The following is a 15,770-nucleotide window of genomic DNA, read 5'->3' on the forward strand; positions in this document are numbered from 1 at the left end:
AGGGGGGAGAAATTTGGTAGGAATTTAATTGCAGCTCTCCCGCCAGGGGAGAGGGATGCTAAGTTTTTCCCCCTCCCTTGACGGGAGGGGGTTAGGGGGAGGGTGAGCTATGGAGATTTTCGGATGAACTTTCAATTACTCAGCAAATCAACAATTCTAAGAGGAGGTGAGGAAGATGGATATTGAAAAGAGAGACCTTCTTCAGTTGTACTACTATCTTAAATTGACCCGGAGCGTTGAAAACCGTGTTACAGCATTATACCGGCAGGGAAAGATCCTTGGCGGGGTATGGACCAGCAATGGTATGGAGGCCATATCTGTCGGATACTCATACGCCCTTGGGATTAATGATGTCATTGCACCATATTTCCGGGACATGGGGGCATACCTTGTAAGGGGCATAACCCCTAAAAGGATTTTTGCACAGTACTTAGGTAAGAAGACCGGCGTAACAGGCGGCAAAGAGGGAAATGTGCATGTCGGTGATATTAACCTGAATGTTCTGGGTTATCCGAGTCATCTTGCTGATAACTATCCTGTTGCAGTCGGGGTTGCCCTTTCATTTAAGGTTAGAAATGAAAAACGTGTTGTTGCCGCATGTACAGGAGATGGGGGCACAAGCAGGGGTGATTTCCATGAGGCATTGAATATGGCATCTGTATGGAAGGTGCCTGTAGTATTTTTCTGCAATAACAATCAGTATGCCTATTCAACCCCATTGAAATTGCAGATGGCTATTGAAAATGTCGCTGACCGTGCATTGGCTTATGGAATCCCATCGGAGGTTGTGGATGGCAATGATGTTATTGCAGTGTATAATGCCGCAAAGAATGCTTATGATAGGGCACGGTCAGGTGAAGGGCCTTCCTTTATTGAATGTAAGACCATGCGTATGCACGGACATTCAGAACACGATGCAGCAAAATACGTCCCGCTGGAGCTTTTGGAAGAGTGGAAGAAAAAAGACCCTGTAATTAAAATGGAACATTATTTAACAACTAACAAAATAGCAACACAAGAGGAGCTTTTGGTCTTGGACGAACGCATAAAAAATGAGATTCAGGCCGCAGAAGAGTTTGCTGAAAACAGCCCGCTTCCTGAAGGAAGGGATGCATTGGAAGGGGTGTATGCAACGGCATTGTAGAGATGAGCGTAGGGGAGAAGTAAGAAGTTAGAAGTAAGAAGTTAGAAGCAAGAAGTAAGAAGTTAGAAGTAAGAAGGCTGAAGACTGGAGGTAGGAGTCCGGAACAAGATTTTTTAACTCAGACAGGACCATCTGTCATCCCCGAGTTCCTCTATCGGGGATATAGCTTATATAAAAACAGATTCCCGCTTAATGACTGCGGGAATGACAATAGAGGTACGAAAATTGGAGGGTTATGGAGATTACATATCTTGAGGCAATACGGCAGGCTTTGGATGAAGAGTTAGCACGGGATAAGGATGTGTTTCTGCTTGGTGAGGATATTGGAAACTATGGTGGGGCATTCCGTGTTACAGAGGGGTTTTATGAGAAGTATGGGAGGTGGAGGATTATTGATACGCCGCTTTCTGAATAAGGCTTTACCGGCGCTGCGATAGGTGCGGCATTGATGGGGATGAGACCGGTTGTTGAGATGCAGTTTGCAGATTTTATCTCCTGTGCCTTTGACCAGATTGTAAATGTGGCGGCAAAAAATTATTACAGGTGGGGAGGTAAAACACCAATGGTTATCAGGGCGCCTTTTGGAGGAAATGTACACGGCGGTGCATTCCACTCACAGTGTCCGGAAGGGTGGTTCTTCAATGTACCGGGATTAAAGATCGTGGCCCCATCCAACCCTTATGATGCAAAGGGGCTTTTGAAATCTGCAATCAGGGATGATGACCCTGTTATATATTTTGAACACAAGTTTCTTTATCGCAGGATAAAAGGGGATGTCCCTGATAATGATTATGTAGTCCCCCTTGGAAAGGTAAATGTTGTAAGGGAAGGTGAGGATATTTCTATAATAACTTATGGTGCAATGACGCACATTGCCTTAGAGGCATCAAAGACCCTTGGAGATGACGGGATAAGTGCAGAGATAGTGGATTTAAGGACACTTTTACCGCTTGATAAAGAAGGAATTTATAAATCTGTTAAAAAGACCAACAAGGTCATTGTCCTGTATGAAACAGCAAAGACAGGCGGTATCGGCGCTGAGGTCTCAGCATTAATTGCAGAGGATATGTTTGAATACCTTGACAGCCCCGTAGTCCGCATCGCTGCACCCGATACACCGGTACCATTCAGTCCCCCATTAGAAGAATTCTATCTGCCTAAGGCAGAAGATGTGGTGAAGGCCGCGAGGAGACTGGCAGCTTATTAAGCATAGGCTGAAGGCTGAAGGTAGAAGCAAGAGGCAAGAAGTTAGAAGTTAGATTGCTATATGATCTAAAATTCCCTCCCCTTCAAGGGGAGGGTTAGGGTGGGGATGGGGTTGTTTTTCAATGCATGAAATAATAATGCCACAGATGGGTGAAAGCGTTGTTGAAGGGACGATATTAAAGTGGCTTGTTGATGAAGGTCAGCGAGTAGAGAAAGACCATCCCCTTGTTGAAATCAGTACAGATAAGATTGACACTGAAATACCGTCACCTTTCTCAGGGATATTAAAAACCATAGTTCACAAGCAAGATGAGACCGTTCCTGTAGGGAAAGTTATTGCGTTTATTGAGGAATTTAAGGATGATGAAAAAATACCCCCTCCCCTTAATCCCCTCCCGCGAGGGGAGGGGAAATTAATGGTGCAAACGGGGGGAGAGGGTGCTAAGCTTATCTCACCTCCCTTGAGGGGAGTTCCTTCGTTTGTCCCCTCCCCCTTGACGGGGGAGGGCCAGGGTGGGGGTGAGCAAGAGCAAAGAAATATATTTACCCCTCTCGTAAAACGCCTCTCCAGAGAATACGGTATTGACCTGGATGAGATTAATAAGATTACCGGTACAGGTGCAGGGGGCAGGATTACGAAAGATGATATTCTGGACTATGTTGAGAGAACCCAAAAGATGCCGCTTATTGCTATTGCAAAACCATCTCCTGTTGAGGCAATAAAACCTGAAACAAGAGAAGAGATTATTCCTTTGAGCAATAAGCGAAGGATCATTGCAGAGAGGATGGTTAAAAGTAAAACAGAGATACCTCATGTCACAACAACATTCGAAGCAGACCTGACAGGTATCACCCGATTCAGGTCTTTGAATAAAGACATCATATTAAAAGAACATGGTGTTCACCTCACCTTTCTTCCTTTTATTATTAATGCTGTTACTTCAACGATCAGGAAGTATCCCATACTTAATGCTATGTGGAATGGAAATGAGATTATAATTAAAAAATATATAAATATCGGGATAGCTGTTTCATTGGAGGACGGCCTTATAGTCCCTGTTATTAAAGATGCTGATAAAAAGGGACTGGTAGAGCTTGCAAGAGAGAGCCAGGAACTCGCAAAGCGTGCACGAGAGAAGAACCTCGGATTGGAAGACCTGCAGGATGGGACGTTTACTATCACTAACTATGGCATTGGAGGGAGTCTGTTTGGGACTCCAATAATTCTGCCGTCACAAACAGCAATACTAGGAATCGGTGCAATTATGAAGAGGGCTGTTGTTATAGGTGATGCCATAGCAATCAGGGACATGGTTTATCTAAGCCTCTCATTTGACCACCGCGTTATTGACGGTGCACAGGCTGACCGGTTCATGGCAGATGTTAAAGAAGATCTGGAAGGATGGAGAGGTAAGATTGAAAAGGTGTCTGCTGATGCGTCCGGGTTTGGTGGAGTATGGTAAGGCATGGGATATCCAGAGAGAACTATTCTTTGCAAGGTCCAACAATGAGATTGAAGATACCTTAGTCCTGCTGCAGCATCCCCCGACTTACACGTTCGGCCGTTCAAGTGAGCGTCCAAGTGAGATAGCACAACCGTTGCTCAAAGAGTCTCCTCAGAAAGGAGACGTTAATAGCGCATCTATCTATTTTGTAGACAGGGGAGGAGGTGCTGCCTACCACGGGCCAGGCCAGATATTGGGGTATCCTATTCTATATTTAAAGTCTTACACCCCTGATTTTCATACATACCTGAGGATGCTTGAAGATGTAATTATAAAAACCCTTAAAGACTTTCAGATTGAATCACAAAGGATAAATGGATATACAGGTGTGTGGGTGGATAACAAAAAAATAGGTTGTATCGGCGTCAGGATTATAAAGGGGTTCACTATGCATGGGTTTTCAATAAACGTAAACAATGACCTGAGTCCTTATGAAAAGATAATTCCATGCAATATTAAAGATGTAAAGATGATGTCTATTCAAGAAATTATTGAGAGAGTGCCGGATATATCAACTGTTGAGGAAAGAATAATAAGGAATTTTTCTGAAGTATTTCATGTAATGTTTGAGATATAATATACAAAAAGGAGGATAGTGCCATGAAAAAGAAGCTAATAGTATTATCCCTGTTACTTTCAGGGATTACAGGTAGTTTTTTCATACCGCAAAAAGGCTATTCACAGACGGCCCCGGAGGCATCTTCAGTTTCTTAAGAAACAATTTCAAGGGATGCAGATGTTAATACAGAACTGCCGGCATCGGCAATCTTTTCTACAGGAGAGATTGAGGCTGTGCGTCAGCAATGGCTTGACCAGCGGGAGTTGATAGATTCAATGGTTGATAATAGTCCGGCAAGTCCTGCAGGTCTTCCATTAAAGAAAGGCAGGGAGGTCAACCTGATTGACCCTGCTATAATGGAAATACCAAGTACGATTACTATAAGCCGAAATAACAAAAATACCATTGCCAATGGTGCAGGAGGAAGTGTTCTTGCTGAACCTGCTGCTGCAAGCGAAGGGGCAGAAGTTTTTTATACAGGAAATAATTATGCATCATATTCTACAAATGGCGGCGCTATATGGGTTAATGTTCCTATACCGGCAGGTCCTGCCGATGCCTCGCTCCCATGCTGTGATAATGATGTAATCCATGACAAAGGGCAGCAAGAAGTTAGAAGCAAGAAGTTAGAAGTAAAGATTGGCTGCCACTTCCCTATTTTTAGCTTTCCCCCCTCCATTGACGGGAGGGGTTAGGGGGAGGGTGAGCTATGGGTATTTCCGAGTGAAACATAAGATTATACATATCTCAATCTTATTCTCAATCTCAATCCTTACCTTATTTTCCACCTCCTGCAATTATCAGTCAAAAGAAAAGAATGTTGATTCAATCAAAAATCTTCATAAACAAACAGAAGGCACTTATCCTTTAAATAAAGAAGAGATTAAACAGGATACAAATGTTGACTATGAGAAACCTGCCCCGCCTCTCACCCCTGAGGAAAGACAAAGATTAATTGACAGTACAGAAAAAGAAGACAAGGACGATAAGAAATAGTAACTGGTACTGTAATTGCAGTAATTTAATAATGACTTTACTAATTGACATGCTGTATTATGGGCATATATAATCTGTTCAACTTATTTCAGAATTAATTGGGGTTATCAGTGAATAATAAGCTCCGGATTATACTCATCTTTTCTGTTTTTTATTTTGCTGTAAGTGTCGGTACCGCATTCTGTTCTGAGATTGCTGTTATCAAAAGTCAGGATTTGCCTATTTATCAGCAGGCATTGGATGGCTTTAAGAAGATATATAGGGGAAAGGTAAGTGAGTATGACCTGAAAGGCAGGCCGGATGAATCTGCTGATATTATTATCGCATTAAAGAAAGACCCTCCTGACCTTATACTTACGATTGGACTATATGCAGCTAGGATGGCGAAAGAAAATTTTTCTCAAACTCCGGTTGTTTATTGCATGGTTTATGATCCGCTGCGTTTATCTCTGTCAGGGGGAAATATAACAGGAGTAAGTCTGGAAACCAATCCAATGGACACCTTTATGAGAATAAAGGATTTTTTCCCTTCATCAAAAAGAATAGGAGTTTTATTTGATCCGGTTAAATCCGGAAAGACTGTGAATCAGGCTATGATTGCTGCTCAAAGGTCAGGCTTAACACTTATAGCAGAAGAGGTAACATCTGAAAAACAGATTCCGGATGCGCTCAGGGCTATTCAGCATAAAATAGATCTCCTCTGGATGATTCCCGACAGCACTGTTGTTACAGCAGAATCCATTGACTTTATATTTTTGACTGCCCTTGAAAACAACACCCCTGTAATATCCTTTTCAGATGAAATGGTAAGGAAGGGGGCTGTTATGGCAATTTTACCTGATTATCATTCAGTTGGGGAACAGGCCGGCCGTCTGGCAATTGATATTCTAAGGGGTAAGAGCCCGGCAAAGATTCCGGTGACCCTTTCAGAAAAGATACGGACATTGATTAATCCCGGCATTGCTAAAAAGATAGGCATTGAAATTAACGCAGACCATGTTCGTTCCACAAAGTCATACCGGATAGAGTTGTATACGCCGGAGACGAATGTAGGTAAAATCCAGCGGCAATCTAATACTAAGAAGATATATGAATAAATATTCACTAAAAATAAAGATACTCATTCTCTCAGGTTTGGTAATAACAGCGGCCTGTGCAGTTCTTACATTCGTATCTTTTTACCAAATCAGAAATACTATGAAGGAAAATTTTATTAACCAGGGGTTTAATCTGGCAAAGAACCTCGCACATAACAGTAGATACGGGGTTTATTCTGAAGACAGGGTTATGCTTGAGGAATTAGTGCTTGGGGTACTGCAGGTCGAGGAGGTTATAAATGTCAGTATTTTAAATTCTGAAGGTAAACTTCTTATCCGGAAGGACATCTTAGGTTCAACATACAACAAGAAAAATGGATTAGTATCCACAACTCATTGGAAGAAGGTTATTGATTCAGAAACCCCTGTTAGTGAACTTGTTGCCTCAGGTAAGGGTGATGATATTTATTATTTTTATGTGCCGGTAACATCATCATGGATCCACGCAAGCAGTGTCCCTGAGTGGCTCCTTGAGGAAAACAATATTTCAAAATCAAAGAATACGGGACTAATGAAGCTTGGTTTAGTGCAGATAGGGTTGTCCACGGCCCCTTTAAACAAACAGATCAGAAGGATTTTTCTTTTACTGTTCGGGCTTACCATCTTATGTGCAGGCGGAGCAGTCTGTTTGATATATCTTATTTATACGGCTTATGTCAGGCCGCTTGAAATACTGACTATAGCTGACCTTCAGTTTTCAGGAGATAACATCTCTAATCCTGTAGTCAACGAGGTCAGGGAAGAAGCAGGTGTACTCACCCATAAATAATCTTGCCTCTTTCAATAAGAAAATATATAATCCTTCCACTTTGAAAAACCATTTCTCACACAAAGACACAAAGGGACTGAAAATTAAATTATCCTTCGACAGGCCTGTCCTGAGCGAAGCCGAAGGGCTCAGGATGACATCCATGGTGTCATGGTGAACCTGTCGAACCATGACAAGAAAATCAGCGGGACAAGAATGTCCCGCCTATCCTCATAGATATGGATAGGCGGGGTTTTCTTACCCCGCCGGAGGGGGCGGATGAACACTATTGTAAAACGATTACTGCAAATTAAGCTGTTTGTTATACTATCCATTCTTCTCTCATACTCATATTCTTATGCCGGTGATATAAGCGGTGATATGGAGGATTTACTTGCACTTTTTTCAGAAGAAAAGATGGTAATTACCCCCTCTAAATATTTACAGCCGGTGAGTGAATCCCCATCAACCACAACCGTTATTACATCTGAAGAGATTATGCACTCAGGGGCAACAACGATTCCTGATATTTTGAGAATGGTACCTGGTATGGAAGTTATGCAGACAAGCACCCCGGAATTTAATCTTAGTATCAGAGGAGACAATCAGTTACTTGCCGACAAACTCCTTGTCCTTATAGACGGCCGTACATTTCAGGAAGAGGTGCAGAATACAGTAATATGGAGCGCGATCCCCATATCACTGGAAGAGATTGACCATATAGAAATAATCCGGGGGCCAGGCTCAGCCATGTGGGGGGCGAATGCCTTTGACGGTGTAGTGAATATAATTACAAAACGACCCGGCAGTATGAAAGGTACAACTATATCAGCAGTCGGCGGGCAGGTTGGGACAGGTATAGGGAATCTGATTCATGAAGGGGAAAATAATGGGATAGCCTACAGATTTTCTGTTGGTTATAGCCGGGCAGATACACTTCCAGGCAGGGAAGATGCAAGGTTTCATGTAGATGGCCGTGAACAGGGGCTTGATGTCTCACGCGGCAATGTAATGATTGAATACCGGCTTTCCCAAAAAAGAAGGGCCATTCTTGCCGGCGGAAAAAGTGAGCTTCCGGTTTATGATGGACCAAGGTTTGATGACGGTTGGGGTGATACGGATATTCAATATGACTATCTGCAATTCAATTATGAGGGGGAAAATTCACAATTCAGGGCTTACTGGAATAAATATGACATCAAGATAAATTATTTGGATATAAGCGGGCAAAACGACCCGGATAATCCATTACCATTTGTTGTTGACATTAACTCTGAACTATATAACCTTGAGTGGAATTATAGATTGGACTTAGGGAATTCACACCAGATAATTGGCGGGGTTAATTATCGTCATAATGATGCAGGAGGACCTTTCATAGATCCTGCTACACGCCGCCCATTGAGTATGACCGGACTTTTTCTACAGGAAGAGTGGCGGCCTGTGAAACCGGTTACTGTGATAATCGGTGCAAGATATGATCGCCATACAATCTTTGATAATACCATAAGCCCAAGGGCAGCAATTCTTTATCAACCGGTGCCCCATAATACCTTTCGTATATCTTCCGGTATGGCATACAGGTCACCTACCCCATTTGAAATATTTGCTCTTTATGGTGCAAATCCTGATCTTGCTTATGAAAAGATTCTTACGTATGAGGCAGGATATTCCACGCTTTTATTTCAAAGGTTGAAAGGAGATGTTAACTTCTTCTATAACAGATTAACTGACCTGATAGATGTAGAGGCAGACCCTAATATTAATAAATTTAATTATGGGGTTTACGGCGGTGAAATCAACGGGGAGCTATTATTAAATGAACGGTTTACAACCTTCTTTAATTATTCAAATCAAAAGTTACATAGATATAATAATAAAAGGGTGATACGAAACAATCCTGCACATAAGGTTAATGGCGGAATCCGTCTTCATATCAGTGACTCTTTATCAGCAAATCTGATGATACATTACGTCTCAAAGATTGAATATGATTCAAACATGCCGCCAAAACTTTTAGTATCTGATACAACAGACCCTTATACACTTGCTAATCTACAGATTAAATATAGTGTATTAAAAAATAAGATGGATATTGCTTTATCAGTATTCAATCTGTTTAACAATGTCCACAGGGAACACTGGTTCGGTGATGAAATAGGTACCCGTGTGCTGGCGCATATTACTTACCGTATGTAATTTCTTACATTGTAATTATGTGGAGTTATGGGGGGATTTTCTGTTTTAGGCTGATCATTATGCTTCTTTAAATCTGCTCTCGCTTTGACCTCATCCCATTCAAATGTGATTTATACAACTTAACCGGATAAGTCAGGATTACCTTTCTCCTGAATCAGTTCGTCAGGCCCGATTAACATCACCTCTCCTCTCGTACTTGCCTCCCGTAGTTCCTTTGAAAAAAGACCGCGCCCTGAAAATAGGGCAAGCCTTACCTCATGATCCGCTATCAGGGACTTCACACGTATCCTGAGTTTTTCCAGGTAACCGTAGGTAATCGGTTCACCCCACTTGCACTCACCCATGATCAGTGAACCGTCTCCGAGTTCTGCACAGATATCAATATCAAAATCCCTGTCCCAGTGCCTCCCAATCCGCTTAATATACAATTCACTTTTTGGTAACCAGTCATAAACCAGAAAATCCCTGCAAAGGGATTCAAATGCATCGCCCATGAAATCATCAAGAAATGGGAGTACACCATTTTTTACCACTGCTTTTCCGCTCATAGATCTTATTGCAGTCTGGTTCGGCAGTACGAACCTGTACCAGAACCTGATAAAATGGTCTGAAATGCGGTAACGATTGTTGCGTGATTTTTCCGGCGCACGTGAGAAGAAGGGCGCTGTCTTTTCCACTATTCCAAGCTCAATCAGGGTCGTCAGGTAGCGGGCAGCCGTTGGGGTATTTTCACACCCGGATATGTTTGCGATCTCCCCTATGGATGTCTTGCCTTCAGCAAGTGCCCTCAGCACTGAATTGTATCTGGCCGGTTCCCGTAACTCCTGCTGGAGGATGAAAAAAACCTCGTTGTACAGGAACCCTGTAGGAGAAAAGGCAGTTGCTGTAAGCATATCCGCGAGTTTGGTTTTTTCTTCAATCAGGTTAAGGTAAGCAGGGATGTTCCCAAAAATTCCATAAGTTTTAAGGCGGTCACGTACAGGCCACCCTTCGGAAAACTTAAAAACAGAGGCCGGTCTCAGCCCCTCTAGCTTCAACTGACCTGTACGTCTTCCAAAAAGCGGTGACCTTTCTCCCAGTACCTCGTCTTCCATGAAAGATACGGACGAACCGCAAAGGATAAGGAACATCTTCGTGTGGCGGCCTGTGTTATCCCAAAACCTCTGGATGATGGACGGAAGAGCCGGATTCCCCTTGCACAGATACGGGAACTCATCTAATATGACGAGAAGACGTTCTGTCCTTGCCCTCTCTGCAAGCAAAGTCAAAGCCCCGTGCCAGTCATGGAATGCGACACCGGAAAGCACAGCATCCCCGGGAAGGGACGACACAACGCTATGCTGAAAGTCCCTCAGGTTTAAAGCCTCATCCTGCAGCGAAGCCTCATAATAGACATGCCGCCGCCCTTTTGCCCCTTTTGCCCGTTTTGCCCCATTTGCAATGTGCAGCAACAATTCGGATTTGCCTATTCTGCGTCTGCCGTACATTATAAAAAGTTCGGCTTTGCCACTATCATATCGTTGGATTAAGGCTTCAAGTTCATTCTCACGTCCGATAAATCGCATGATATAAAGACCTCCTGTTGCTATTATACGATATATTATAAAATACGATTAATTAAATCAAGAGTTATTTATGATTTTGTCTTGACCCGGGGGATTCTGGGGACATCCATGATAAGGGTCTGTCATGAAATAACTTGTGCATTTAGGCGCTCAGATTTCGGTCAGGTTTGAGTGCGACCGATTGAGCAAACCCGAAGGCGTAGTTGAATCTACGCTGAGGGGTTGCGATTGATGAGCACACAAAGATGGCCGGAAGATGAGATGCATAAATGTATAGGTTATTTTATGACAGACCCTAAGTATAGAATCAAGAATCTGAATTTAAAATGGATGTCCGCAGAATCCATCGGGTTGTTAGAAATAGGAACCCGTGTGCCGGCGCATATTACTTACCGTATGTAATTTCTGACGTTTGCTTACCAATTTTACTTCTGTTATATTTAGCCGTACGTTTAACCTTTCCTTTTTTTTCATTTAGCATCAACACGGGGTGATTTATGAAGTTATCATCAGCATTGAGAAAAAGGCTTGCTGAAACACTGAAGGAAAAGGACTATCTTGAGACAATATTAAATGGAATAAAACACAGGATAATACTTATAAACAGGGAGTATAAGATACTCCATTTTAATAAGGCTGCTTTAGGAGATCGCAGGGATTTAATAGAGAATAATGAACTGTATTGTTACAGAATATTTGAGAACCGAGATTCAATCTGTCCTGACTGTCCTGCAACAACCACATTTGTAACCGGAGAAGTAGTTCACATTCAGAGGCAATATAAAAACAGTTCAGGAGATGAATTAAGTTATAAGATATCTTCATATCCTGTAATGAACAGAAACGGACATGTTGAGAATGCAATATTAGCCGCAAGAGACATAACAGAGATTTACAAAGCAGAGCAGATGAAGAATGACCTGCTTAGAATGTTGACACATGATATAAGAAACCCTGTACTTGCAACTGCACATACACTTGAGACCCTTCTTAATTGTTCATCCACACAAAAGAAATTTGAAACCCCTGTTCAGGAGATTTTATGTGAGACAAGGGATAACTGTGAACTGTTACTTCATCTTATTGATGATGTTCTGGATATTTACAGACATGAGGGTAATAAGTTCAGGCTGAATAAAAGAGAGGTAGAAATAACAGGTATAATAAAATCTGCTGTGAGATTAGTCCAAACCCTGACAAAAGACAAGGGTATAAAGACAGGGTTGAAACTCCCAAAACAGGTTCCTCCATTGATTGCAGATGAGAACAGGATAATACGTGTTCTTATTAATCTCCTTGAAAATGCCGTCATGTTCTCCCCGAGGAATGGGAAAATATCAATAACTGTTTCCATCCTCCCCCTCATGAGCGGGGCGGTCAAAAAGGGGAATGAAAATGAGTGGGACAAGAATGTCCCACCTATCCTTGATACATATCTGGATAGGCGGGGTTTTCTTACCCCGCCGCAGGGATTTACAAATAAACTTCTACCCCAAATTAAGATTAGCATTACTGACCAGGGCGTAGGAATCCCCAGAAATGACCTAAATAAGGTATTTGAAAAATACTATCAGGTAGAGAGAAAGAAGGCCGGCAGTAAAATAGGATTAGGGCTTGGATTAACGTATTGCAGGCAGATCATTGAGGCACATGGCGGGAAAATATGGGCAGAGTCTCCTGTGTACAGGGGAAGGGGGAGCAGGTTTGTCTTCACACTGCCGTTACAAAAATAGGTAGGTAGGCTGAAGGCTATGGGCTGAAAGTTGGAGGTTGACGGTTGATGGTTGAGGCAAGAGGTAATGATCAAAATATTAAGAAAATCAGCGGGACAAGAATGTCCCGCCTATCCTCGTAGATAGGGATAGGCGGGGTTTTCTTACCCCGCCGGAGGAGATTTTCGGATGAAGATTAAGGTTCTTGTTGTAGATGACCACCGTCTTTTCAGGGAAGGTCTTTGTTCCTTACTGAGGAACACGGATGAGATTGAAGTTGTGGGTGATGCACAGAATGGTAAAGATGCAATGATTCAGGTTAGGGAGTTAAATCCTGATGTAGTTCTTATGGACCTTGATATGCCTGAAATGAACGGTATAGAGGCAATAAAGCTCATCAAACACAAATTTCCTGAAAAAAGGATGCTGGCACTTACTTCTTATGAAGACGATGACCATGTTTATAAGGTAATGGCCTCAGGCGCGGATGGTTACATAGTAAAAAGGATAAACAAAGTAGAACTTGTAAATATCATTAAATCAACATATAAAGGAGAAGTGTTTTTCTCCCCATTTCTCGCAAACATTATCCTTGAAAAAGACAAGCTATCCGGCAGAATAAAAAAACAGGCTGATAGTGCCGTATTTACAGCAAGTGAAAAGAGGATACTAAGCCTGATTGCTGAAGGATACAGCAATGAAGATATTGCAAAAACAGTATATGTCAGCAGGGATACAGTAAAGGCCCATCTTAAATCCATCTACAGAAAACTCCAGGTAAACGACCGCACAAAAGCCGCAGTAGAAGCCATCCGCCGGGGACTGGTATAAAAATACCCAAGTGGGTATTAGAAATACCCGTGCGGGTGATTACAACCCAATATGGCTGTGCTATTCTGATTACCATTAATACATAAAATGCAATTATAAATTCAGGGTGAGGTGAATGTTTATGCTAAACATATTTATGCTGAAGACGTTATCCAGAATCCGTACCTCATATTTTATTCTACTTACTTCTTACCTCTTTCTTCTGACTTCCCTCTTCTCTCTATCTCCTGACATTTCCCATGCTTCTACCTACTCCGGCTACACCGGCACTACGGCCAATGACGGGACAAAGCTGAACGGCCTTGCAGGTTCACCATTTTCAGCAGGATGTGCAGTACAGACGTATAATGGCAACCTTTACTGCTCCAGGGCAGACGTTACCCTTCAGGGCAAGGGACTCCCTCTTGAGATACACTTCAGTTACAACAGTCAGCTACGCCTCCTTGATACCCCTTTTGGCAAAGGGTGGCAATTTTCCTACGGGATCAATTACTTTGTCCATACCAATGGCAACATCTCCATCCTGAGAGGAGACGGCAGGCTCGATACCTTTACAAAGAGCGGGATAACCTTCATCCCTCCGGCAGGGATTACAGATAAACTGGAAGAATATGTTCCAACCAAATATAGGCTCTCCACAAAGCGTGGTATTAAATTCTATTTTGACAATTCATTACATAAAAATATTACCTCAATAACAGAGCCGTATGGAAATACCCTGACATTTACATACAATCCCGGCAGTCTGCTGACAACAATTACGGATGCCTCAGGAAGGGTAGTAACACTAACTTATGGCGGGAATAACAAGGTCAGCACCATCACTGACCCTGCTATGAGGGTCTGGACTTATGCTTATGATGCTAACGGCAACCTCACCTCTGCAACTGACCCGCTTGGAAAGATAACCTCCTACACTTATGGGGCAAACTCAAGACTAACAGGGGTCTCAGACCCCAATGGCAATCTTACATATTTTACATACACTACCTTTCCCGGTTTTGGCGAAGGGGTAGGGAGTGTCACAAGCAGCGGGTCAACATATACCTTCAACTATAACCCCACAACAAAGACTGCCGTTGTTAGCGATGCACTCGGAAGACAGACAATATATACTTATGACTCATACACCAATGGCAGAGTTATCAAGGTGAAAGACCCTTTTGGAAATAGTACAAACTATACATGGAATCCAAATAATTTTCTTACCTCTGTTATAGATAAAAATGGGGACAAGAAAAATTATACAAATGATGCAAAAGGAAATGTCCTCACAAAGACAGAGGCAGTGGCCACTCTGGTACAGAGGACGACATCATATACTTATGACCCTGTCTTCAGCAATGTTACCTCTGTAACAGACCCTGAGTTGAATACTACTACTTATGCATTTAATATTAACGGCAATCTTACCAGCGTAACAGACCCTCTTGGCAACTCCACGGCTTATGCTTATGATATAGCAGGTCAGAGGATATCTATGACAGACGCAAACCTGAATCTTGCTACTTATTCTTATGATGCCTATGGACATCAAACAGGGCAAATCATAGACCCTGCAGGCATTAACATCACCACTTCTTCAAGCTATAACATTATCGGGAACCGTATGACCTCAACAGATGCCAACGGGAATACCACCTCATATACCTATGATGCCCTTAGCCGGTTGATATTAGTGACCGATCCCATGCTGAATACCAACAGTTACACTTATGATAACGATGGAAACCGCATTACACAGACAGACGCCAACGGTAACACAACGACTTATGCCTACGACAGCCTGAACAGGGTCACGGCTGTTTTTGATCCACTTAGTAATATGACCCTTTATTCTTATGATGCTGTTGGGAACCGCACAAAGGTAACAGATGCAAATGGAAAGGTAACCTGCTATGTATATGACCTTTTGGATCGTAATACATCTGTTATCAGAAAGGTTGGAGACACCTCCTGCATACCGGATATGAATGATGCCGTGAGTACAACCGGATATGATGCAGTTGGTAACCGCACAGCCTCTACAGATGCCAATAGTAACACTTCCACATATAGCTATAATGCACTGAAACAGTTGGTCAGTGAGACAAACCCGATGAGCGAGACTACATCTTACACTTATTATCCTGATGGGAAGCAGCAGACAGTCACTTCACCTGGTGGCAATGTAACGACCTCTATCTATGATACAGCAGACCGTCTGAC

General features: G+C 42.5%; 14 protein-coding genes and 1 pseudogene. 13 read left to right on the top strand and 2 right to left on the bottom strand.

What is annotated here, in order from left to right; genetic code table 11:
• Nucleotides 1-175: 175 nt before the first annotated feature.
• From HZA08_01340 to HZA08_01375, 8 genes and pseudogenes are all read left to right on the top strand, one after another.
• Nucleotides 176-1,144: a thiamine pyrophosphate-dependent dehydrogenase E1 component subunit alpha gene (locus HZA08_01340; protein MBI5192067.1), complete on the top strand. Its 969-nt coding sequence runs from the start codon at nt 176-178 to the stop codon at nt 1,142-1,144.
• A 235-nt stretch (nt 1,145-1,379) separates the two neighbouring features.
• Nucleotides 1,380-2,351: pseudogene (locus HZA08_01345) on the top strand (alpha-ketoacid dehydrogenase subunit beta).
• 121 nt (nt 2,352-2,472) lie between these two features.
• Nucleotides 2,473-3,813 carry a 2-oxo acid dehydrogenase subunit E2 gene (locus tag HZA08_01350; protein ID MBI5192068.1) on the top strand — a complete coding sequence of 447 codons (1,341 nt, stop codon included), beginning with the start codon at nt 2,473-2,475 and terminating at the stop codon, nt 3,811-3,813.
• On the top strand, nt 3,731-4,432 hold the full coding sequence (gene lipB / locus HZA08_01355) for a lipoyl(octanoyl) transferase LipB (protein ID MBI5192069.1): 702 nt from the start codon (nt 3,731-3,733) through the stop codon (nt 4,430-4,432). Before HZA08_01350 ends, lipB begins: the two co-directional genes overlap by 83 nt.
• Before the next feature lie 215 nt (nt 4,433-4,647).
• The gene (locus HZA08_01360; GenBank protein MBI5192070.1) at nt 4,648-5,109 is read left to right on the top strand and encodes a hypothetical protein; all 462 of its coding nucleotides are present in this window, start codon (nt 4,648-4,650) and stop codon (nt 5,107-5,109) included.
• A 7-nt stretch (nt 5,110-5,116) separates the two neighbouring features.
• The gene (locus HZA08_01365) at nt 5,117-5,410 is read left to right on the top strand and encodes a hypothetical protein (protein ID MBI5192071.1); all 294 of its coding nucleotides are present in this window, start codon (nt 5,117-5,119) and stop codon (nt 5,408-5,410) included.
• Between the two features lie 110 nt (nt 5,411-5,520).
• Nucleotides 5,521-6,507, top strand: coding sequence for an ABC transporter substrate-binding protein (locus HZA08_01370; protein ID MBI5192072.1), 987 nt, complete (start codon nt 5,521-5,523; stop codon nt 6,505-6,507).
• Nucleotides 6,500-7,276 carry a hypothetical protein gene (locus HZA08_01375; GenBank protein MBI5192073.1) on the top strand — a complete coding sequence of 259 codons (777 nt, stop codon included), beginning with the start codon at nt 6,500-6,502 and terminating at the stop codon, nt 7,274-7,276. Before HZA08_01370 ends, HZA08_01375 begins: the two co-directional genes overlap by 8 nt.
• Before the next feature lie 128 nt (nt 7,277-7,404).
• Here the strand turns inward: HZA08_01375 and HZA08_01380 are convergent, their stop codons facing one another.
• A complete protein-coding gene (locus HZA08_01380) occupies nt 7,405-7,542 on the bottom strand; it encodes a hypothetical protein (protein ID MBI5192074.1) in 138 nt (45 codons plus the stop codon).
• Here HZA08_01380 and HZA08_01385 point away from each other — a divergent pair.
• Nucleotides 7,535-9,454, top strand: coding sequence for a TonB-dependent receptor (locus HZA08_01385; protein ID MBI5192075.1), 1,920 nt, complete (start codon nt 7,535-7,537; stop codon nt 9,452-9,454). The two genes, HZA08_01380 and HZA08_01385, sit on opposite strands and share 8 nt — an antisense overlap.
• A 119-nt stretch (nt 9,455-9,573) precedes the next feature.
• Here HZA08_01385 and HZA08_01390 read toward each other — a convergent pair whose 3' ends face one another.
• Complete coding sequence (locus HZA08_01390) at nt 9,574-11,019, bottom strand: ATP-binding protein (GenBank protein MBI5192076.1); 1,446 nt, start codon at nt 11,017-11,019, stop codon at nt 9,574-9,576.
• 231 nt (nt 11,020-11,250) lie between these two features.
• Here HZA08_01390 and HZA08_01395 point away from each other — a divergent pair, with 231 nt between their 5' ends.
• The 4 genes from HZA08_01395 to HZA08_01410 form a co-directional block, all read left to right on the top strand.
• Complete coding sequence (locus HZA08_01395; protein ID MBI5192077.1) at nt 11,251-11,421, top strand: hypothetical protein; 171 nt, start codon at nt 11,251-11,253, stop codon at nt 11,419-11,421.
• Nucleotides 11,422-11,516: 95 nt separating this feature from the next.
• A complete protein-coding gene (locus HZA08_01400; protein ID MBI5192078.1) occupies nt 11,517-12,752 on the top strand; it encodes a PAS domain S-box protein in 1,236 nt (411 codons plus the stop codon).
• A 168-nt stretch (nt 12,753-12,920) separates the two neighbouring features.
• Nucleotides 12,921-13,562 (top strand): response regulator transcription factor, encoded by a 642-nt coding sequence (locus HZA08_01405; GenBank protein ID MBI5192079.1) that lies wholly within the window; start codon nt 12,921-12,923, stop codon nt 13,560-13,562.
• Between the two features lie 121 nt (nt 13,563-13,683).
• A partial coding sequence (locus tag HZA08_01410; protein MBI5192080.1) for an RHS repeat protein occupies nt 13,684-15,770 on the top strand: 2,087 nt, incomplete at its 3' end.

This window comes from Nitrospirota bacterium (assembly GCA_016212215.1).
Lineage (GTDB): Bacteria > Nitrospirota > 9FT-COMBO-42-15 > HDB-SIOI813 > HDB-SIOI813 > JACRGV01.